Raw genomic sequence first — 20560 nt, 5'->3', positions numbered from 1 at the left:
TGCACCGGCCGCGTCAGGGCGTTTTTCGAAGGAGCCGACGCCTGCGCGCCGGCGGTGGATCAGGCGTTGACCGAGGACATGCCGGCGGCCGGATAGCGCGTGCCGGCGACTTCGTGCGTCGCGAGCACTTCATCCAGGCGCTGCTGCTCGGCGATGGTCAGGTCGATGCGGGCCGCAGCGGCGTTCTCGTCCAGTCGCGAAATGCGGCGCGTGCCGGGGATCGGCACGATGTCGGGCCCGCGATGCAGCAGCCACGCCAGAGCCAGCTGCGCGGGCGTGCAACCGCGTTCACTTGCCAGTTCGGTCACGGCCTGCACCAGTCGCTGGTTCTGGTCGATGTTGCCGTCCTGGAAGCGGGGGTTCTGGCGGCGCCAGTCGGTGTCGGACAGCTCGCTGGTGTTCTGGATCGCGCCGGTGAGGAAGCCGCGGCCCAGCGGGCTGTAGGCGACGAAGCCGATGCCCAGTTCGCGGCAGGCGGCGAGCGAATCGCGTTCGACATCGCGCGTCCACAGCGAGTATTCGCTCTGCAGCGCCGCGATTGGATGCACGGCGGCAGCACGGCGCACGGTCGCGCCGGAGGCCTCCGAGAGGCCGAGATGACGCACCTTGCCGGCCTCGACCAGTCGCGCCATCGCGCCGACGGTCTCCTCGATCGGCACCTTCGGATCGACGCGGTGCTGGTAATACAGGTCGATGTGGTCCACGCCGAGGCGCTTCAGGCTGGCATCGCACGCGGCGGCCACGTATTCGGGCGAGCCGTCGATGCCGAGGAAATCGCCGTTCGGCGCGCGCACGTTGCCGAACTTCGTTGCGAGCACGACCTCGTCGCGACGCGTACTCAGCACCTTGGCGAGCAGTTCCTCGTTGCGGCCGACGCCGTACATGTCGGCGGTGTCGAGGAAGTTCACGCCGATGTCGAGCGCGTGGTTGAGCACGGCGAGGTTGTCGGCCTCGTCGCTGGGACCGTAGAAGTCCGACATGCCCATGCAGCCCAGGCCAATGGCGGAGACGACCAGGCCCTGTCGGCCGAGGGTGCGACGGGGGAAGGGAACGTTCATGCGAGGCTCCTGCGAGGTGGGGGAAGCGTGGGACACATGCTGCGCCCGGCCCCTGTGACGACGTTAGCCCGATGCTCTGCGATCCTTGCCCGATCCTCCGGGGGTGTGCGCGGCGTCCTTGGCGGACTCGGCGGGCGGCGCATAATCGCCCCGTGCCCATTGGAGGCGTAGACCATGAACACGCAAGGCTCCAACGTCATCGCAGCGCCGCACGGCATGGAGGCCCAGCAGGCCGAGCTCGCCGACCGGATTGCCCGAAACATCCCCGGCGATGGTCTGCACGATTCCATCGTGCCGGGCCTTTCGCTGATCCAGGCCAGCGAACCCTCGCTGCCGTTGCCCGGCGTCTACCACCCGAGCCTGTGCGTGGTCGTGCAGGGCAGCAAGCGGGCGCTGCTGGGCGAGGATGTCTTCCACTACGACGCGCTGAACTACCTTGTGGTGTCGATGTCGCTGCCCATCACCGGGCAGATCCTCGATGCCACGCCGAACTCGCCCTACCTGTGCCTGCGCATCGACATCGACACCGCGCTGGTCAACGAACTGCTGCAGCAGCTGCCGGCTGAACGCGCGTCGCGTCGCGGCGGCCGTGCGGTGTTCGTCGGTCGAACGAGTCCGACGCTGCTCGATGCCGTGCTGCGCCTGGTGCGCCTGATCGATACGCCCGAAGAAGCGGCGATCCTCGCACCGCTGGCGACGCGCGAGATCCATTACCGCGTGCTCACCGGCGAACTCGGCGGGCGCCTTCGCGAGTTGTGCGACGTGGAAGGCCCGTCGCAGCGCGTCGCGCGCGCCATCGACCTGATCAAGCAGCGCTATCACGAGCCGCTGCGCATCGAGCAGCTCGCCGCAGCCGCGCACATGAGTGCGTCGTCGCTGCACGAGCGCTTCAAGGCCGCCACCGCGATGACGCCGCTGCAATACCAGAAACAGCTGCGCCTGCAGGAAGCGCGCCGCCTGATGCTGGTCGACGGCATCGAGGCGGCGGCTGCGAGCCATCGCGTCGGTTACGAAAGTCCGTCGCAGTTCAGTCGCGAATACCGTCGCCTGTTCGGTGCGCCGCCGCGTCGCGAGGTGATGGCGATGCGCGGGCCGGCGGGCTAGGCTGCCGGCTGGGGAAGTCGACGCCGCGTTCGCGGCAGGGATGCCGGGATGTCGCTGGTCGGGGAAGTGCTGGAATTCGTGCTGGAACTTGCGCTCGATAGCGTGACGTCCTGGCGCATGGCCGTGTCGCTGGCGGCGACGGGCATCGTCGTCTGGTTGATCCTCGCGTACGGCCCGCAGAATGCGACGGGCACGGCGCTGGCCATCGGCGCCGCGATCACTGGCATCTTCCTGGGCTTACGCTGGGTGCGTTTGGCCGAAGCAGGCTAGGGCATCGGACGCACGCGCGAGGCCAGCACCGCGCCGAGCAGCGCGAGTGCGGCGGAAATCGCGAAGCCGACCAGATACGCCATCGACGGCGCACGCGTCAGCAACGCCGCGAAGACCGAGCCGCCAACGGCGAGCACCGTCGCCGTGAACAACGCATCGCACAGATGCAGTGCGGAGGAATTCACGCCCTGGCGGTTGGGCGGCGACAGTTCCAGGATCAGCACCGAAAGTGTGGGAAACAGCAGCCCCATGCCGAAGCCGGCGGCTATCCAGCCGACGATGCCGATGCTGACCGGCACCGAGGGCGACACCGCGCACGCCACGCCCGCGATGCCGACCACGATCAACGACATCCCGTAACGCAGCAGCTGCGACGGCGCGAACGGCTGCGATGGCCGGCTGCGGCACCACGAGCCCAGCGACCAGCCCAGCGCGCCCAGCGTGAGCGCCGCGCCGGCCATCGTCGGAGACAGGCCCCTTTCCCGCGAAAGAAGCAGCGGGATGAACACCTCCGTCCCGAAGAACGCGCCCGAGGCGATGCCGCGCATCATCACCACCGTCGGCAATCCGCGCGCGGCGCGCAGCGTGCCGCGCGGCAGCAGGTGCCACGCGCATACGACCAGCGCGATGGCGGAGATCGCGAGCATCCCGGCACCCGCGACGCCGTGGCGCTGCCCTGCGTAATGCAGCGCGAGCGCGCTCGCCGCCGCGCCGACCGCCCAGGCGAGGCGGTGCGGCGACAGGCCTCCGTCGTCGTGCGCGAGTTCGCCTTCGCGCAGGTTGCGCAGCGCGGGCAGCACGCAGGCGGCGGCAGCCAACGCGAGCAACGGCACCGACAGGAAGACCCATCGCCATCCGAGGTGTTCGACCAGCGCGCCGGCGATGGTCGGCCCGATCACCGCCGGTACGACCCAGGCCGCGGCGAACGACGAGAAGATGCGCGGGTGCATCGCGGGCGGATACACGCGACCCACCGCGACGTACAACGCCACCGACATCAGGCCGCCGCCGAAGCCCTGCACGATGCGGCCCAGCAGCAGGACTTCCATCGACGGCGCGAAGCCGGCGATCAGCAGTCCGATCGAAAACCACACGATGCCGTGACGCAGGGGCGGCGCAGGCCCACGCCGGTCCGCCCACGGGCCGCACGCGACCATGCCGATCACCGACGAGGCGAGCGTGCCGCCGAACGCGAGCGCATACAGCGGCAAGCCGTCCAGCGCCTGCGCGACCGTCGGCATCGCCGTGGCGACGGCAAGCGCCTCGAAGGCGTACAGCGCGACGAGCACCACCGCGCCGATGGTCGTCGCGCGGTACTTCCGATCGAACAGGCCTTCCGTCTCGGCACCCGGATCGGAGCCCCTCTCCCGCGGGCGGGAGAGGGGTTGGGGTGAGGGCGAATCGCTGATCTCGTTCGTACGCGAATCGACTTCGCCGTCCCGACGTCCTTCCATCACAGCGCGAATCCTTTCGTCTCGTACACCATGAGCACCACCTTGCCACGTCCGTGGCCGTTCTCCACGTCGCGATGCGCAACGGCGGCGTAGGCGAGGGGATAGATATCGCGCACGTGCACCCGCAATCGGCCGGCATCGTGCAGGTCGACCAGCGCCTGCAGGCGTTCGCGGCTGCGCTCGCTGCGGATCGCCTGCACGCCCAGGCGCTGCACGTCCTCGAAATCGACCAGCGTGCCGATGCGCGCCGGATCGATGCCGAGCTCGATCGACGCATCCAGCGCGCCGCGCCCGCTGCCATCGAGCGCCGCGTGCACGCCGTGTGATGCGATGGCGCGGACGCGTTCGGCGAGGCCGGGCCCGTAAAGCACGGGCTCGGCGCCTAGCGCGCGCAGGTAGTCGTGGTTTTCGCGGCTGGCGGTGCCGATGACGTGCGCGCCGCGCAGGCGCGCCAGCTGCACGGCCATCGTGCCGACGCCGCCGGCCGCACCGTGGACGAGCACCGTGTCGCCGCGGCGGATCGACAACGCTTCGACCGCGGTGTGTGCCGTCTGGCCCGACGCCGACAACGCACCCGCCACGGCCCAGGACATCATCACCGGCTTGAGCACCACTTGCCCGACCGGTACGACGACCGCTTCCGCGTAGGCGTTCGCACTCGTCCAGCCGAGCACTTCGTCGCCGACGACCAGCGACGTCACGCCATCGCCGACTGCGTCGACGACGCCGGCGAATTCGTTGCCCAGCTGTCGTGGAAACGGCGCGATTCCGATGCCACGCTGCGCGAACCAGCCGTTGCGCGTCGCGCAGTCGGCCGGTTGCACGCCAGCCGCGCGCACACGTACGCGGATTTCGCCGCGGGCCGGTTCGGGAACCGGGAGATCGGCGAGCCGCAGGACATCGGGCGGGCCGTAGTCGTCGAACACGACCGCCTGCATCGTCGGCGCAGGCGCGGAGCGTGCGACGTAGCCGTCGCGCGCGGTGCGGGTATCCATACTCGGGTTGACTCGAAACAGTGACGGACGCGAGGATAGAACCTCAACTTAAGTTGAGGTCAAGCCGATGGGCAGCGAGGAACTCAGCGTCGGCGAAGTCGCCCGGCGCAGCGGCGTGGCGGTGTCGGCGTTGCATTTCTACGAAGCGAAGGGCCTGATCCACAGCCAGCGCAGCGAAGGCAACCAGCGGCGGTACGCGCGCGACACGCTGCGTCGGATCGCGATCATCCGCGCCGCACAACGCGTGGGCATGCCGCTTGCGACGATCCGCGATGCGCTGGCCAGCCTGCCCGAAGCGCGCACGCCGACGCGCCGCGACTGGACGCGGCTGTCGAGCGCGTGGCGAGAGGAGCTCGATACGCGCATCGCCGAACTGATCCGCATGCGCGACACGCTGGACGACTGCATCGGGTGCGGTTGCCTGTCGCTGGACCGGTGCCGGCTGGCGAACCCGGGCGACTGGCTGGGCGACCAGGGCGCCGGGCCGCAGCGATGGGACGGCCCGGTGTGACACGGCTGTAACAAACCTCCGCTGCAATCGTGCAAACCGGCGGCCGGCGCCGGACGGATGCACGCGATGAACCTGCTGATGCTGTCGGACGTGTACTTCCCGCGCGTGAACGGGGTGTCCACCTCGATCCGCACCTTCGCCCGCTCGCTGGCGCGGATGGGCCACGCGGTGACGATCGTCGCGCCCGACTACGGCGACGGCAGCGGACAGGACCAGCACGACGGTCAGGGCGAGTTCGAGGTGCTGCGCGTGCCCTCGCGGGTGATCTTCTTCGATCCGGAAGACCGCCTGATGCGCGCCGACGCCGCGCGCGCGATGCGCGAAACACTGGCAGCCCGCGAGTGGGGCGTCATCCACATCCACACGCCGTTCCGCGCGCATGCGATGGGCGTGCAGCTCTCGCGCGAACTCGGCGTGCCGACGGTCGAGACCTACCACACCTACTTCGAGGAATACGTCGGCCATTACCTGCCATGGCTGCCGACGCCGGTGGGTCGCTTCGTCGCGCGCGCGGCGTCGCGCAAGCTGTGCCATGGCGTGGATCACCTCATCGTCCCCAGCGCGCAGATGGTCGACGTGCTGCAGCGGTACGGCATCACCACGCCGCATACCGTGCTGCCGACCGGCATCGACATGGCCGAATTCACCGGAGGAGACGGCGCGAGGTTTCGCGAGAAGCACGGCATCGCGCCGGATCGCCCGACGCTGGTCACGGTCAGCCGTTTGTCGCTGGAGAAGAACATCGCCTTCCTGCTGCGCGTGGTGAAGCGGCTGGTGGGCGAATTCCCCGAACTGCTGTTCCTCATCGCAGGCGAAGGGCCCGACGAGCCGCGCCTGCGCCGGCTGGCAAGCGAGCTCGGCATCGGGGCGAACGTGCGGTTCTTCGGCAATCTCGACCGCCGCACCACGCTGCTGGACGCCTACAAGGCCGGCGACGCGTTCGTGTTCGCTTCGCCGACCGAAACGCAGGGCCTGGTACTGATCGAGGCAATGGCGCTGGGCGTGCCGATCGTCTCCACCGCCGTGATGGGGACGGCGACGGTGCTGCGCGACACGCACAGCGCGATGATCGCGCCGGAGGACGTGGATGCCTTCGCCGCACAGGCGGCGCACGTGCTGCGTTCGCCGGAGCTGCGGGCGCGGCTGTCCGCGGCCGGTCCGGACGACGCGCGACGCTGGAGTTCGGACACCCTCATGCGCCAGGTCGAATCGCTGTACGGCGCGCTGGCGCAGGGACGCACGGAACTGGCGCCCACCTGAGGTCTGCGGATCGACGCGGGTCGATGCGGATCGACGCGGAACCTCCGGATCGCCGTGTACCATCGCCGCATTCCTCATCTGGAGATCGGCATGACCCTGTCCCTGCACGACGCAAGCGTGCCCGTGTTCCGCCACATGCTCGGCGCGCTCGACGGCGTGCTCGCCAAGGGCGAGGCGCACGCGAAGGCACAGGGTTACGACCCCGAGGTGCTGCTGCACACGCGCCTGTTCCCCGACATGTTCCCGCTGGCGCGCCAGGTGCAGATCGCCTGCGATTTCGCCAAGAGCGTGAGCGCGCGCCTGGCCGACGTCGAAGTGCCGGCCATCCCGGACGAGGAACGCACCTTCGCCGAGCTGCGCCAGCGCATCGCGAAGACGCTGGCCTTCGTCGAGGGCCTCGACGCGCTGCTGTTCGAAGGGGCCGGCGAGCGCGAGATCGTCCTGCGCCCGGGCACGCCGAAGGAGCGCCGCTTCGACGGCCGCAACTACCTGCTCCAGTACGGCCTGCCGCAGTTCTTCTTCCACGTGACCACCGCCTACGCGCTGCTGCGCCACAACGGCGTGCCGGTCGGCAAGCTGGATTACATGGGAGCGCGGTGATGTCCGACGTTCCGGCCGTCGCGCAGCAGCGGATCGCCTCCGCCCGTACGCGGACGATCGGGACGTGGGCGCTGGGCGGCGTGGCGGTGTTCGCGCTCGTCGCCATTGCGATGCAGTTCCTGCGCACGGACCTGGACTTCGTCCGCGCGACGCTGAGCTTCTACCTGCTGGGTCCGCTCGGGTTGTGGCTGCAGCTGGCCTATGTCGGCCTGGCGATGAGCCTGGCGCTGATCGGCGCCGGCTACTACGGGGCCGCGGGGCGCGATGGGCGCAGCGCGGTGGCGCTGTGCCTGTTCCTGGTCGGCGCGATCGGCGTGGCCGTCACCGCGTGGGCCGAGACCGACCGCGGCGGCCCGGCTGCGATGACGATGGCGGCGAAGATCCACGCGATCTCCGCGCCGCTCGCTTTCCTCGGTACGACGCTGGGCATGCTCTGGCAGAGCTGGGCGTTCCGGCGCGATCCTCGCTGGCGGCAGCACTTCGCGCTGGCCTTCGGGTTGGCGGCGTTGTGCTTCGTCGCGCTGTGGCTGCATGCACTCTGGCGCGACCTGCCGCGCGGGCTCAGCCAGAAGGCGGTGATCGCGGCGATCGCGGTGTGGCTGATGCTCGCGGCGCATTGGCTGCGCCGGACGCCGCCTTCCGGGCAATACTAATCAATTAGTTACGGCGCGAAGCTCAGGTAATTACTGCGGCTTACAATAGGCGCATGCTCAACATCGCCGCCTACCACTTCGTTTCCATCGACCAGCCCGACGACCTCGGGAAGGTCCTTCACGAGCGGGCGGACGCCGCCGGGCTGCGCGGCACCATCCTGGTCGCGGGCGAGGGCATCAACCTGTTCCTGGCGGGCGAGGACGACGCGATCCACGGCTTCCTCGACGCCCTGCGCGAGGACGCGCGCTTCGCCGACCTGCTGGTGAAGTTCAGCCACAGCCGGGCCCAGCCGTTCGGCCGGCTCAAGACCAAAGTGAAGCCGGAGATCATCAGCTTCCGTCGCGACAACGCGTCGCCGCTGTCCGACGGCCGCGCACCGATGGTCGAACCGCACACGCTGGCGCGCTGGCTCGACCAGGGTTTCGACGATGCGGGCAAGCCGGTGGTGATGCTCGACACGCGCAACCGCGAGGAGTTCGGCTACGGAACCTTCACGGGCGCACTGACCCTGCCCATCGACAATTTCACCGACCTGCCGCAGGCGTTGCAGCCCCATCGCGACGCACTGCGCGATGCCACCGTCGTGAGCTTCTGCACCGGCGGCATCCGCTGCGAGAAGGCCGCCTTGTGGATGCAGGCCGACGGAATGCGCAACGTGTTGCAGCTCGACGGCGGCATCCTGGGGTACTTTGAGCAGGTCGGCGGCCGACATTACGATGGCCGCTGCTTCGTGTTCGACGGGCGTGTCGCCCTCGACCCGCAATTGCAACCGCTCGTGGACGACGCCGCCTAGCCGGCACGGACTTCCCCCGCCGCGTCCACGACCCGCAAGGAGCTTGAATCAGTGAGCAAGGCGATGACGAGAACAGGTGTGACCTGGATGGCCCCGCGCGTGGCGGCCGCATTGCTGGTGGCGGGCCTGTCGGCCTGCGAGCCGCAGACGCCGGTCAACACCGCGCCGCCGGAAGCGATCACCGCACCGCCGCCGGCCGCCAACCCGCAGCCCGACGTCAACGCCAAGCCGGTAGAGCGCGCGGCGCCGCCCATGATTAAGCCGGTCGCGCTGGGCGAATTCGACCCGGGCAACCCGGTAGCGACCGCCGTCACCGGCAAGCTGTCGCTGGAAGACACGCTCATCAAGGGCGAGAACGGCGCGAGCTTCACCACCGAGCGCGTCGCGCTGGTGTCGGGCGGCGATCAGTATTCGGCCGGCGCCACCTACGCGCAGGCGATGATCGTCGACGCGTCGCAGCCGATCGAACTGCGCCGCGTGCTGGAGGAAACTCCGCCGACGCAGTCGCCCGCCAACGCCTTGTGCGGCGGCAACCGCACCGGTTTCATCGCGCTGGCGAAGGTCGAGGACGCGACGGGCGAGACGCTCAAACTCATCGGCCTGAAGGGCACCGACCTGCCGGCCGCAAGCGCGAACGGCGTGGAGCTGTGCGCGAGCACGCAGTACTTCCCGATCGCCGGCGGCGGCGACGCGGAAGGGAAGAAGGTCGCGAAGCGTTAGGCGATCCGGACGCTCGCTTTGAAGCCCCTCTCCCGACGGGAGAGGGTTGGGGTAAGGGGCAACGAAGCGGCAGCGGCGACCAACCGTTGCGGCACAGTGCTACGGTGTTGGTTCAACCGCTAACGCCGAACGCGCACTCGAAGATCAAATGGATTCCAGCTTTCGCTGGAATGACGAAGAGTGCGGCGATGGCGTGACAGCCTGGATCCCGGCGTTCGCCGGGATGACGGATTCAATCGAACATGACGCCGCATTGAACCCCTCTCCCAACGGGAGAGGGGTTGGGGTGAGGGGCAACGAAGCGGTACCGGCGACCAACCGTTGCGATACAGCGCTGCGCTGTTGCTTCTACCACTAACGCCGAACGTGCGTTCGAAAGAACAAAATGGACTCCAGCTTTCGCTGGAATGACGAAGAGTGCTCCGGCGATTGGCGTGACAGCCTGGATCCCGGCTTTCGCCGGGATGACGGATTCAGTGCGCGAGACGCCGCTTCTTGAACGAGACGTCGCTTTTAGCCATCCGAAACGACGATCAGACGCGCCGCAACCACTCCACCGCGCCACGCCCCGCGCGCACTCCGCTCGCATAGCACGCCGTCAGCAGGTAGCCGCCCGTCGGTGCTTCCCAGTCGAGCATTTCGCCTGCGCAGAACACGCCGGGCATCGTGCGCAGCATCAGCGTGCCGGCGTCCAGCGCTTCGAAGCGCACGCCGCCGGCGCTGCTGATCGTCTCCGCGATCGGACGCGCGCGCAGCAACCGCAGCCGCAGGCGCTTGATCGTGCGCGACAGCAGTTGCGTATCGAGCATCGCTTCCTTGCCCAGCACTTCGTACAGCAGTGCGGCTTTCACGCCTTCGATTCCGGCCTGCCGGCGCAGATGCTCGGTGAGGCTGCGTCCGCCACGAGGCTTCTCAAGATCGGCACGCAAACGATGCAGTTCGCGCCCCGGCGCAAGATCGAGTTCGAGCGTCGCTTCGCCGTGCGCCGCGATCGCATCGCGGAGCATTGCGGACAACGCGTAGATCAGGCTGCCTTCGATGCCCGTCTGCGTGACGACGCATTCGCCCTGCAGTTCGTGCGGACGGCCCGCCTCATCGTGCCAGTGGGCGATCACCGGCTTGAGCGGCGCACCGGCATGCCGGCTGGCGAAGTGCTCGCTCCAGCCGATGTCGAACCCGCAGTTGGACGGCAGCAGCGGCGCGACGTCGACCTCGCGCGACTGCAGCACGGGCACCCACGCGCCGTCGGAGCCCAGCTCCGGCCAGCTGCCGCCGCCGAGTGCGAGCACGGTGGCGTCGGCGTGCACGGCGATCTCGCCGTCGGGTGTCGCGAACCGCAACGCGCCATCGTCGCGCCAGCCCAGCCATCGATGCTGCACGTGGAAGCGCACGCCGTCCTCCCGCAGGCGACGCACCCAGCCGCGCAGCAGCGGCGCCGCCTTGCGGTCGGTCGGGAATACGCGCCCCGAAGTACCGATGTAGGTGTCGATCCCGAATCCGCGCGCCCATTCGCGCAGCGCGTCGGCATCGAAGTCATCGAGCCAGGTGCCGACCTCGCGCGCGCGGTTGCCGTATCTCGAATCGAACGCAGGACGCGGCTCGCCATGCGTGAGGTTGAGCCCGCCCTTGCCGGCGATCAAAAACTTGCGGCCGACCGAGCCCTTGGCCTCGAACAGGTCCACGTCCACGCCGGCCGCCCGCGCGACTTCCGCCGCCATCAGGCCGGCAGGGCCTCCGCCGACGATGGCGAGGCGGGCGTGGAGCTGCGGAAGAGTGGACATGCGCAATCGGTCGATCGGGCGGGCAATTATGCCTGCGCTGCCGTTTTCCTCGCCCATTCGCCGCATGAGGCCAACTTCCGTGCGATTCGTCGGCGGGCCAAAGCAGGTATCTTCGAGCGCTCGCACCGAAGGAGCCGCTCCGCCCATGCACCGTCGCACCGTTTCCGCCGCCCTGGCGCTGCTGATCGCCACCGGCGCCGCGCATGCCAGCGACACCGCGCTGCCGCCGCAATTGCAGGATTTCGACGCCTACGTCGAAGGCGTGCGCAAGCAGTTCGACGTGCCGGGCATCGCGGTGGCAGTGGTGAAGGACGGGCAGGTCGTGCTCGAACGCGGTTTTGGCGTGCGCGAGATGAACAAGCCGGCGCAGGTCGACGCCAACACGCTGTTCGCGATCGCATCCAACACGAAGGCCTTCACCGCGGCGTCGCTGTCGATCCTCGCCGACGAAGGCAAGCTGAGCCTGGACGATCGCGTGATCGAGCACCTGCCGTGGTTCCGCATGTCCGATGCCTACGTCACGCAGGAAATGCGCGTGCGCGACCTGCTCGCGCACCGCAGCGGCCTCGGGCTGGGCGCAGGAGACCTGCTGTACTGGCCAGGAACGGACTACACGACGGAAGACGTCGCGCGCCGCCTGAAGGACGTGCCGCTCACCGGCAGCTTCCGCGGGCAATACGCGTACGACAACATCCTCTACGGCGTGGCGCAGCTGGTAATCGAACAGGCCAGCGGGCAGAGTTACGCGCAGTTCCTGCAGCAGCGCATCTTCGCGCCGCTGGGCATGCGCGACACGCGCTTCAACTCCGATGCGCTGCGTCCGCGCGACAACGTGGCCACGGGTCACGCGAAGGCCGATTTCAAGGACCTGCAACCCGCACCGCGCATGACGTGGCACAACGTCTCCGGCGCGGGCGGCATCTATTCCAGCGTGCACGACATGAGCCGCTGGATGAACATGCAGCTGGCCGGCGGCACCTTCACCGACGCGAAGGGCACGCAGCAGCGGTTGTTCTCCGAAGAGCGCCAGCAGGAAATGTGGTCGGTGATCACGCCGATCCCGATCCCCAAGCCGGCGGTGCCCGAACTCGAAGCCGCGAAGCCGAACTTCCTCGGCTACGGCGAAGGCTGGACGCTGTCGGATTACCGCGGCCGCAAGCTCGTGTCGCACACCGGCGGCTGGCCCGGCATGGTGTCGCGCGTGACGCTGGTGCCGCAGCAGAAGCTGGGCGTGATCGTGCTGACCAACGCCGAGGTCGGCGGCGCGTTCAACGCGGTGACGATGCGCGTGCTCGATGCGTTCCTCGACGCGCCGCGCACCGACTGGACCGCCGCCTACGCCGCCGCGCTCGCCAAGTCGACGGACAAGTCGGACGAGGATTGGCGCAAGCACGTCGAGGCGCGCGCCGCGAACGCGCCGCCGTCGCGCCCGCGGTCGGCGTACGCGCGCACGTATCGCGATCCGTGGTACGGCGACATCATCGTCGAACAGGCAAAGGACGGACTGGTGATGCGCTTCACGCGCACGCCCGACCTCGTCGGCAAGATGGAACCGTGGCAGCACGACACCTTCGTGGTGCGCTGGAACGAGCGATGGCTCAACGCCGATGCGTTCGTGACGTTTTCGCTGGATGCCGACGGCAAAGTGCGCGAAGGTCGGATGGAAGCGATCTCGCCGTTGACGGACTTCAGCTTCGATTTCCAGGACCTGCGCCTGAAACCGGTCGAGGAAGAGAAGCCGAAGTCCTGACATCACAAAGGCCCTCTCCCGCGAGCGGGAGAGGGTTGGGGTAAGGGCAGTCGCCGACTAGCCCATCAGATACATCGCGACCGAAGCCCCCACGCACCACGTCACCACCCACAACGCGGCCACGCGCAGCCGAACCAGCAGCGCGAAGGCGACGATCACGATCACGACATCGCGCCACGACGCGATGCCTTGTGCCCACACCGGATCGTGGAAGGCGGCGGCAAGCAGTCCGACGACCGCGGCGTTGACGCCGGCGAGCATCGGGGCCGCGCCGCGCATCGCCTGCACGCGCTGCCACACGGGAAGCGTCGCTGCGAGCAGCAGGAAGCCCGGCAGGAAGATCGCCAGCAACGCCACCAGCGCCGAAACGGCCGGCGGCCACCCCGTGGGTGCGATCGCACCGAGGTAGGCGGCGATCGAGAACATCGGCCCGGGCACGGCTTGCGCCGCACCGTAGCCCGCGAGGAAACGGTCCGGCGCGATCCAGCCCGGATCGACCAACGCTTCCTGCAACAGCGGCAGCACGACGTGGCCGCCGCCGAACACCAGCGCGCCGGCGCGATAGAACGCGGCGGCCATCGCGCCGGGCGTCGGTTCGCGCGACGGCAACGCGAGCGCGGCAACGAGCCCGCACGCGAACACCATGAACAATGCCGTCGCCACGCCGCGCCCGTACATCACCGGCAGCGGGTCCTGCGATGACGACTTCGACGCGACACGCCTGCATAGCACCGCGCCCAGCATCGCACCGATCGCGATGGCCGCCAGTTGCGCCCATGCCGTACCGAGCCAGACGACGGTCGCGCATGCGATGGCCGCGATCGCGAGGCGCCGGACGTCCGGCGTCATCTGTCGCGCCATGCCGAGCAGTCCGTGCGCGACCACCGCGACGGCGACCAGCTTCAGCCCATGCACGACCGCGGCGCCGAACCCGCGATCCAGCTGCGCCGACATCGACGCAAAGCCGATCATCAGCAGCGCGGAGGGCAGGGTGAACCCGACGAACGCCGCCAGCGCACCGCGCCAGCCCGCGCGCAGCAGGCCGATGGCGAACCCCATCTGGCTGCTCGCGGGCCCCGGCAGGAACTGGCAGATCGCCAGCAGCTGCGCGTAGCGCGCGTCGTCCAGCCAGTGCCGGCGCGCGACGAATTCCTCGCGGAAATAGCCCAGGTGCGCGATAGGCCCACCGAAGGACACCAGCCCCAGGCGCAGGAACACGCGGAAGACGGCGAGGGCGGAGGTGGGTTCTATGGCGCCGCTCCATGGAGAAAATCGTGCCGAGTATGCCGGCTGGCCCTTCCACTTCCGTTGACACCGTGCCCAGCATGATGGACGTCCAAGCAGAGGAGCAGGCCATGCACCACGCCACGCCGACTCACGGCACGACCGCCACGGGCGAGAACCCGCAATGGTGGCAGGACACCCAGGACATCCCGACCATCGTGCGCGCCATCTACGAGTGCATTTCCGGCCCGGCGGGCGCGCCGCGCGACTGGGCGCGCTTCCGGTACCTGCAGCATCCGGACGCACGCAGCCTGCGCACGGTCGTCGATCCCGACGGCAGCACGCACGCCATGGCGTTCGACGTCGACAGCTACATCGCCGACGTCACGCCATTCTTTGCCGCGAATGGCTTTTTCGAAGTGGAGATCGACCAGCGCGTCGAGCGCTTCGGCCAGGTCGCGCACGTGTGGAGCCGCTACGAGGCGCGCGAATCGCTCGAAACGCCGGTGATCAAGCGCGGCGCCAACAGCATCCAGCTGTGCTTCGAACATGGCCGCTGGTGGGTCTTCAGCACCGTGTGGGACAACGAACGCGAGGGCGTCGCATTCGACCTGTGGTGAGGCCTCACGCGGCGATGCCGGCGTCCGTGCAATGCTGAACGTGCAGGGATGGAACGCCGCGCCGCTGGCAATACGCGCGTCCGCCCCCAGTACGAAGGCTCGCCGCCAAGGAGCGCCTGCATGATCCCGATTTCCGTCCTCGACCTCGCGCCGATCACCGAGGGCAGCGACGCCACACAGGCGTTCGCCAACACGCTGGACCTCGCGCGCCACGCCGAGCGGTTCGGCTACCAGCGCTACTGGCTCGCCGAACACCACAACATGCCCGGCATCGCCAGCGCGGCCACCGCGGTGCTGATCGACCATGTCGCCTGCGGCACCAGCACGATCCGCGTCGGCGCCGGCGGCATCATGCTTCCGAACCACGCGCCGCTGCAGGTAGCCGAGCAGTTCGGCACGCTCGCGTCGCTGTATCCGGGGCGCATCGACCTCGGCCTCGGTCGCGCGCCGGGCACCGACCACGCCACCGCGCATGCGTTGCGTCGCTATTTCGAAGCGGCCGACATGTTCGCGCAGGACGTGGTGGAACTGCTGCATTACTTCGAACCCGTGCAGCCCGGCCAGGCGGTGCGCGCAGTGCCCGGTGCGGGCGTGGACGTGCCGGTGTGGCTGCTCGGCTCGAGCCTGTTTTCGGCGCGACTTGCCGCGCAGCTGGGCCTTCCGTTCGCGTTCGCCTCGCACTTCGCGCCCGACGCGATGGATCACGCGCTCACGATGTACCGGCGCGAATTCAAGCCGTCCAGGCGCCTGGACAAGCCGCACACCATGCTGGCGCTCAACGTCGTCGGCGCGCACGACAATGCGGAGGCGCGGCGTCTGTTCACGACGCTGCAGCAGTCGTTCGTCAACCTGCGGCGCGGCCATCCGGGGCTGATCCCGGCCCCGATCGACGACATCGAGACCTACTGGAATCCGCTGGAAAAAAGCGGCGTGCAGCAGGCGCTGGCATGCTCGGTCGTCGGCGACGAGCAGACGGTGCGCGAAGGCATCGCGGCGTTCATCGAACGCCACAAGCCGGACGAACTGCTGATCACCGCCAATGTGTTCGAGCACGCGGCGCGCGTGCGCTCGTTCGAGATCGCGGCGCAGGCATGCCGCGCACTGGCGTGACGCGCGCGCCTCAGTGCGCGCGCACGTCGAGCAGTTCGACCTCGAACACGAGCGAGCCGTTGGGCGGAATGACACCGCCCGCACCCTTGCGGCCGTAGCCGTACTCGGCCGGAATCCTCAGCACGCGCTTGCCACCCACGCGCATGCCGGCGACGCCTTCGTCCCAGCCGCGGATCACGCGACCTGCGCCGAGCAGGAAGGTGAACGGCTCATTGCGATCGCGCGAGCTGTCGAACTTCTCGCCGCGGCCGTCGGGCTTGGCTTTGTCGTAATTCCAGCCGGTGTAGTGGACGGTGACGTCCATGCCTGACTTCGCTTCGGCGCCGGTGCCGACCTGTTGGTCGATGATTTCGAACTTCGGAATCACGCCGCCCGGCGGCGGGCCGGGATCGGCGCACGCGGCGAGAAGGGCGAGGGTGGCGAAAGCGGCGAGGCCGCTGCGGATGCGCTGGAAGGTGGTCATGCACGAAGCATAGCGTGTCGCCCGCTTTGCTGGCTTTTCTTGTCGTTATTCGCGCGAAGGCTGGAATCCAGCGACATAGATTCCTTGCGTCATTCCCGCGAAGGCGGGAATCCAACCGTGAGCGCATCAACGCCTCCGTAGAGCGTGATGCGCGCAGAGTTGGATCCCCGCCTACGCGGGGATGACAGGCTTCGTGCATTACGCCGGAATACGCTTCTCGTACTCCGCACTGATCGGCGCAAGCGTCTTCCAGAAGCCCTCGGGCGTACGCCCGGCCAGGCGATCGGCGAGGATGCCCAGGTGCGTGTGCCAGCCGCCCGACACGCTGACCATGCCTTCGCGGCTCGCCAGGCGGCTATGCGTGACGATCAGCTGCACCTGGTCGCCTTTCGGCGCGAGCTCCATGCGCACCTGCGAATCGCCGCCGGCCTCCTCGTCCCAGGTGAACACCAGCAGCCGCGGCGGATCGCATTCGACCACGTGGCCGTGCGAACGAAGTTCGCCGCCGTACTTCTCGTACTTCGCCGGCGGCGCGACGTCGTTGTCGGTGAGGCGGTTGTTGTGGAAGACCAGTTCCATCGCGCCGCCGGGACGCAGGTCCATGTCGCCGCGCGCGAGCCAGGTGCCGCGCTTTTCCGATTCGGTGAGGTAGGCCCAGACGCGTTCGATCGGGCCGGGCAGGAGACGTTCAATGCGCACGGTGTCGGGCGCGGTGACGATGCCGAAGTCGTTCATGGGTGGTGCTCCTTCACGTGGGGGAAGCGGTGTGCAGGTGCCGTTCGAGCGATGCGAGGATCGTCGTCCAGCCGTGTTCGGTGCGGTTCGCGTACTCCGCGTACTCGGCTGCCATTTCGTGGGTAAGCGTGAGCACGCAGCCGTCGCCGTCGGGCGCGATGTCGACCGTGATGCGATCGCCTTCGGCGTCCGGCTCCAGCGCGAGCGTCAGCACCAGGCGATGCGGACGATCGATTTCCAGATATCGCCCGTAGTGCGCGGCGTCGCCGTTCGCACGGCGTTCGACGATCGCGTAACTGCCGCCGACGCGCGGATCGACGTCCACGCGCAGCATCTGTCCGTCCGCCGTCGCATACAGCCAGCGGCCGAGCGTCGCCGGATCGAGCCACGCGTCGAACACGCGTTCGCAACTGGCATCGAAGCGGCGGCTCACGCGCACGGTGACGGGCGGGTTCATCGCTTGCTCCGGTTCGATCGCGCGGGTTTGGCGGCGGGTTTGCGCGGCGGCTTGCGCGTGGCGTCGTCGCGATCCTCGGCGCGGAGTAGGTCCTCGAGCGCGTCGAGGCGCTGGTTCCAGAACTGTTCGTAGTGCCGCATCCATTCCATGCCCGCGTGCAGCGGGCGGGCATCGAGCCGGCACACGTGCGTGCGGCCCTGCACGTCACGCTGCACCAGGCCGGCGCCTTCGAGCACCTTGATGTGCTTTGAAGCAGCGGCCAGCGAGATCTCGAACGGTTCGGCCAGTTCGCCCACGCTGCGCGGCTGGCGCGCGAGGTTGCGGACCATTGCGCGTCGCGTTGGGTCGGCGAGGGCGCGAAAGACGGCGTCGAGACGATCGGAGTTAGATTCAACCATGTGGTTGAATATCCGCGTGGCCGGCTCGATTGTCAACCAATGGGTTGAATGTTCCGACGAGCGGCGAGCCGTGGCCTGCGCCGGCGGCCGTTCACGTTCGAAAGAACACAGGGGACCCCACGCCCAGGAAACGGCCGATGCCGCACACGAGCAAGCCCGCGCCGCAGCGCCAGTACGGGAAGTTCCGCGGCGTCGTCGTCGACAACATCGATCCCCTGCAACTGGGCCGCGTGCTCGTGCAGGTGCCCCGTGTGTTCGATGGCGATGCACGCTGGGCGATGCCGTGCGTGCCGGTCGCCGGCCACCAGAGCGGATTGTTCCTGCTGCCACCGGTGGGCGCGCCGGTGTGGGTGGAGTTCGAACAGGGCGACGCCGAACTGCCGATCTGGGTCGGCGGCTACTGGGTGGATGCGGCGGAGCTTCCGTCGTTCGCCCACGCAGGACAGGCGGTCGCGCCGGCCGTGCTGCTGCAGACACCGGGGCGCAACGCGCTGACGGTGTCGGACATGCCGGGCCCCGACGGCGGCGTGCTGCTTCGATCGCATACCGGCGCGTGCATCGCAGTGAACGAAGCGGGCATCACCATCAGCAACGGACGCGGCGCGAGCATCGTGCTGGCCGGTTCGATGGTGACGATCAACGACGGCGCGCTGACGGTGGTGTGACGTGGGCGGCCTGATCCTCCATCTCGGCGCAAGCGTGACGTGCTCCCACGGCGGCCCCGCCGTGCCGACGGTGCCGTACTCGCGCGTCACGCTGCAGGGCCACCCGGTGGTAACCGTCGCCGCGCCCTACGAAATCGCCCACTGCAACCTGCCGGCACCGGCCGAGGCGCTCCGCTGCACCGGCGGCCAATGGTTGCAGGGCAGCACGCGCGTGTTCGCGGGCGGGCGTGCGCTGGTGCTCGATAGCAGCCCGTCGATGTGCGTGCCCAACGGCGCGGTCATGCTCGTGCTCGAGTGCCAGACGCGGGTCAACGCCGTCTGACGTTGCGACACGGCGAACTCCGACGGGCAATCGCGTGCCCGTGCCCGGCTAGACGGCGTGTTTCCCGATACAGCGCGACTGTTCGCGTCCGTAGCCTGTCTTCGTCAACGAAGGGCGGGCAGGGATGTCTTGGCGAACGATGTTCGGATGTGTCATCGCGCTGTCGTGCACGCACGCAGCCGCGCAGAACGTCTACAAGTGCGTGGCAGCGGGCGGCGTGGTCAGCTACCAGAGCGCGCCCTGCGAGCACGGCGCACGCGAGACGGCGCGATGGGACGCGCCGCCGGATCCGCCGTCGCGGGTGCATCGGTCAGTAGCGAATCCGGAGCGGCACGCGTCAGAACCACGTTCCACGCGAACGGGCACCGCGCACATCGCGCGCAATGCGGTGAAGCCGTCGGCCTGTGAGGCAGCGAAGGCCAATCGCGAACGCACGCTTGAACGCGTCGGACTCAAGCGCACCTTCGACCTGCTCAGTCGCCTGGACGAGCAGGTCCGCAACGCATGCCGATGACGTCAGAACTGCAACTGCACGCGCATCAGGAACAGGCGCGGGTCGTCGTTGACGCCGCGACGCCGGCTGTCGGCCACGACGTAGTTCGCCATCAGCCGCGCGTAGGACGTCAGGTAGCAGGTAGCGCCGAAGTTCCAGTCGGACTGCACGCCGCCCTGCGACGCCGCCGAATCGAGGTCGAGGACGCTGTAGCGCACGACCAGCTCCCACGCCACGTCCTTGCCGATCGTCGGCGAACTCGCCGTGCCGGCCTTGTAGTTGCGGCGGTGCCCGGTGGGCGACCAGCTGGCGAGTGCGTACCCGCCGGTGCCGCGTACGTCCGCCGCGTCGTCGCGGTGCGATTGCACGGCCGCGGCTTCGGCCTGCACCGACCAGGGGCCGCCGATCCACAACGCTTCCAGTCCCGCGCGGGTCGTGCGCTGGACGTCACCGAGCGTGCCCGTGTCCACCAGGCTCGACGTCGCCAGCGCCGCCTCGGGCTTGCTGGAGAAGCGCGCGGTCTCGCTGTCCGGCGAATCCACCGAGGCGCCGACACCCAGGTGCAGCAGGTCGTCGCCGAAATGAAGCGCGCGCGAGGCGCGTACCGCGGCACCGATGCCTTCGTTCTTGCCGTCCAGCCGCTGGCCGAACACGGTCGCGTTGACGGCGTGGTTCGCGTCCGACCACGCGTAGCCCAGGCCGATGCGGCGACCGAGCGCGAACGCACCGAGCAGCGAGGCTTCCATCAAGGGCGTCTGGCGTGCGCTGGTCGCGTCTTCCATGAGGAACGGCTGCTTGAACTGGCCCAGGCGCAACGCGTGGCCCTTGGCGGGCGTGAACTGCAGGACGGCGTCGGGCGTCGAGCGATCGGTGAATTCGTGCTCGACGTTGAGCTGCCACCGTTCGCCGGCCTTGGCGACGAAACCCAGGCGTCCGGAGCGCACCTTGTCGACGTCCTCGAACGGCTTGACGTCGGGATGCGCGTCCACGCCGTCGTAGTAGACGACGCCGGTCGGCTTGAAGGACACCGCGCCGGCATGGGCGCAGAAGGGGAGTACGACGGCGGCCAGCGCGGCCGACAGGCGTCGGGTAAGAAGTTGCGGCATCGGGGAACCGGTGGAAG

At 68.8% G+C, this 20560-nt stretch carries 24 protein-coding genes; 14 read left to right on the top strand and 10 right to left on the bottom strand.

Annotated elements, in window-relative coordinates:
* Window positions 1-59: 59 nt before the first annotated feature.
* On the bottom strand, window positions 60-1058 hold the full coding sequence (locus GOY17_RS10245; protein ID WP_157030339.1) for an aldo/keto reductase: 999 nt from the start codon (window positions 1056-1058) through the stop codon (window positions 60-62).
* A gap of 174 nt (window positions 1059-1232) precedes the next feature.
* Between GOY17_RS10245 and GOY17_RS10240 the strand changes: the two genes are divergently transcribed.
* A complete protein-coding gene (locus GOY17_RS10240; protein WP_157030338.1) occupies window positions 1233-2162 on the top strand; it encodes an AraC family transcriptional regulator in 930 nt (309 codons plus the stop codon).
* A gap of 48 nt (window positions 2163-2210) precedes the next feature.
* The gene (locus tag GOY17_RS10235) at window positions 2211-2432 is read left to right on the top strand and encodes a hypothetical protein (RefSeq protein ID WP_157030337.1); all 222 of its coding nucleotides are present in this window, start codon (window positions 2211-2213) and stop codon (window positions 2430-2432) included.
* Here GOY17_RS10235 and GOY17_RS10230 read toward each other — a convergent pair.
* Window positions 2429-3886 carry an MFS transporter gene (locus tag GOY17_RS10230; protein ID WP_157030336.1) on the bottom strand — a complete coding sequence of 486 codons (1458 nt, stop codon included), beginning with the start codon at window positions 3884-3886 and terminating at the stop codon, window positions 2429-2431. The two genes, GOY17_RS10235 and GOY17_RS10230, sit on opposite strands and share 4 nt — an antisense overlap.
* Complete coding sequence (locus GOY17_RS10225) at window positions 3886-4881, bottom strand: NADP-dependent oxidoreductase (protein ID WP_198173650.1); 996 nt, start codon at window positions 4879-4881, stop codon at window positions 3886-3888. Before GOY17_RS10225 ends, GOY17_RS10230 begins: the two co-directional genes overlap by 1 nt.
* Before the next feature lie 67 nt (window positions 4882-4948).
* Here GOY17_RS10225 and soxR point away from each other — a divergent pair, with 67 nt between their 5' ends.
* From soxR to GOY17_RS10195, 6 genes are all read left to right on the top strand, one after another.
* A complete protein-coding gene (gene soxR / locus GOY17_RS10220) occupies window positions 4949-5392 on the top strand; it encodes a redox-sensitive transcriptional activator SoxR (RefSeq protein WP_157030335.1) in 444 nt (147 codons plus the stop codon).
* Between the two features lie 66 nt (window positions 5393-5458).
* Complete coding sequence (locus tag GOY17_RS10215; protein WP_157030334.1) at window positions 5459-6652, top strand: glycosyltransferase; 1194 nt, start codon at window positions 5459-5461, stop codon at window positions 6650-6652.
* 90 nt (window positions 6653-6742) lie between these two features.
* A complete protein-coding gene (locus tag GOY17_RS10210; protein WP_115840427.1) occupies window positions 6743-7252 on the top strand; it encodes a DUF1993 domain-containing protein in 510 nt (169 codons plus the stop codon).
* Window positions 7252-7905 carry a DUF998 domain-containing protein gene (locus tag GOY17_RS10205; protein ID WP_157030333.1) on the top strand — a complete coding sequence of 218 codons (654 nt, stop codon included), beginning with the start codon at window positions 7252-7254 and terminating at the stop codon, window positions 7903-7905. The genes GOY17_RS10210 and GOY17_RS10205 overlap by 1 nt, the downstream gene beginning before the upstream one ends.
* Window positions 7906-7958: 53 nt before the next feature.
* A complete protein-coding gene (locus GOY17_RS10200) occupies window positions 7959-8699 on the top strand; it encodes a sulfurtransferase (protein WP_157030332.1) in 741 nt (246 codons plus the stop codon).
* A 78-nt stretch (window positions 8700-8777) separates the two neighbouring features.
* On the top strand, window positions 8778-9419 hold the full coding sequence (locus GOY17_RS10195) for a hypothetical protein (RefSeq protein ID WP_157030331.1): 642 nt from the start codon (window positions 8778-8780) through the stop codon (window positions 9417-9419).
* Window positions 9420-9952: 533 nt separating this feature from the next.
* On the opposite strand, the gene GOY17_RS10190 is transcribed toward GOY17_RS10195, so the two are convergent.
* Window positions 9953-11200 carry a TIGR03862 family flavoprotein gene (locus GOY17_RS10190; protein ID WP_157030330.1) on the bottom strand — a complete coding sequence of 416 codons (1248 nt, stop codon included), beginning with the start codon at window positions 11198-11200 and terminating at the stop codon, window positions 9953-9955.
* 145 nt (window positions 11201-11345) lie between these two features.
* On the opposite strand from GOY17_RS10190, the gene GOY17_RS10185 reads away from it, so the two are divergent.
* Window positions 11346-12950: a serine hydrolase gene (locus GOY17_RS10185; protein WP_157030329.1), complete on the top strand. Its 1605-nt coding sequence runs from the start codon at window positions 11346-11348 to the stop codon at window positions 12948-12950.
* A gap of 57 nt (window positions 12951-13007) precedes the next feature.
* On the opposite strand, the gene chrA is transcribed toward GOY17_RS10185, so the two are convergent.
* Window positions 13008-14168, bottom strand: a complete 1161-nt coding sequence (gene chrA, locus GOY17_RS10180) for a chromate efflux transporter (RefSeq protein ID WP_198173649.1) — start codon at window positions 14166-14168, stop codon at window positions 13008-13010.
* A 137-nt stretch (window positions 14169-14305) separates the two neighbouring features.
* On the opposite strand from chrA, the gene GOY17_RS18790 reads away from it, so the two are divergent.
* On the top strand, window positions 14306-14794 hold the full coding sequence (locus GOY17_RS18790) for a hypothetical protein (RefSeq protein ID WP_198173648.1): 489 nt from the start codon (window positions 14306-14308) through the stop codon (window positions 14792-14794).
* Window positions 14795-14914: 120 nt separating this feature from the next.
* Entirely contained in the window at window positions 14915-15904 is a 990-nt protein-coding gene (locus GOY17_RS10170; RefSeq protein WP_157030327.1) for an LLM class flavin-dependent oxidoreductase, read from the top strand.
* Between the two features lie 10 nt (window positions 15905-15914).
* Here the strand turns inward: GOY17_RS10170 and GOY17_RS10165 are convergent, their stop codons facing one another.
* The 4 genes from GOY17_RS10165 to GOY17_RS10150 all read right to left on the bottom strand — a co-directional run bounded on the left by GOY17_RS10165 (window position 15915) and on the right by GOY17_RS10150 (window position 17888).
* A complete protein-coding gene (locus GOY17_RS10165; protein WP_157030326.1) occupies window positions 15915-16367 on the bottom strand; it encodes an FKBP-type peptidyl-prolyl cis-trans isomerase in 453 nt (150 codons plus the stop codon).
* A gap of 198 nt (window positions 16368-16565) precedes the next feature.
* Window positions 16566-17102 (bottom strand): SRPBCC family protein, encoded by a 537-nt coding sequence (locus GOY17_RS10160; RefSeq protein ID WP_157030325.1) that lies wholly within the window; start codon window positions 17100-17102, stop codon window positions 16566-16568.
* A 13-nt stretch (window positions 17103-17115) separates the two neighbouring features.
* The gene (locus tag GOY17_RS10155; RefSeq protein ID WP_157030324.1) at window positions 17116-17559 is read right to left on the bottom strand and encodes an SRPBCC family protein; all 444 of its coding nucleotides are present in this window, start codon (window positions 17557-17559) and stop codon (window positions 17116-17118) included.
* Window positions 17556-17888 carry an ArsR/SmtB family transcription factor gene (locus GOY17_RS10150; protein ID WP_232338397.1) on the bottom strand — a complete coding sequence of 111 codons (333 nt, stop codon included), beginning with the start codon at window positions 17886-17888 and terminating at the stop codon, window positions 17556-17558. The genes GOY17_RS10155 and GOY17_RS10150 overlap by 4 nt, the downstream gene beginning before the upstream one ends.
* 206 nt (window positions 17889-18094) lie before the next feature.
* Here GOY17_RS10150 and GOY17_RS10145 point away from each other — a divergent pair, with 206 nt between their 5' ends.
* The 3 genes from GOY17_RS10145 to GOY17_RS10135 all read left to right on the top strand — a co-directional run bounded on the left by GOY17_RS10145 (window position 18095) and on the right by GOY17_RS10135 (window position 19458).
* Entirely contained in the window at window positions 18095-18622 is a 528-nt protein-coding gene (locus GOY17_RS10145; RefSeq protein ID WP_115842330.1) for a phage baseplate assembly protein V, read from the top strand.
* Between the two features lie 34 nt (window positions 18623-18656).
* Entirely contained in the window at window positions 18657-18944 is a 288-nt protein-coding gene (locus GOY17_RS10140) for a hypothetical protein (protein ID WP_198173647.1), read from the top strand.
* A gap of 139 nt (window positions 18945-19083) precedes the next feature.
* Window positions 19084-19458, top strand: a complete 375-nt coding sequence (locus tag GOY17_RS10135; protein ID WP_198173646.1) for a DUF4124 domain-containing protein — start codon at window positions 19084-19086, stop codon at window positions 19456-19458.
* 2 nt (window positions 19459-19460) lie between these two features.
* Here GOY17_RS10135 and GOY17_RS10130 read toward each other — a convergent pair whose 3' ends face one another.
* Window positions 19461-20543 (bottom strand): OprO/OprP family phosphate-selective porin, encoded by a 1083-nt coding sequence (locus GOY17_RS10130; protein ID WP_157030322.1) that lies wholly within the window; start codon window positions 20541-20543, stop codon window positions 19461-19463.
* Between the last annotated feature and the right edge of the window lie 17 nt (window positions 20544-20560).

Origin of the sequence: Lysobacter soli (assembly GCF_009755585.1) — a bacterium.
In the GTDB taxonomy this organism is placed as follows: Bacteria; Pseudomonadota; Gammaproteobacteria; order Xanthomonadales; family Xanthomonadaceae; genus Lysobacter_J; species Lysobacter_J soli.
Note: the sequence above shows the minus strand (reverse complement) of the source record. Positions and strands in the feature narration are given on the sequence as shown.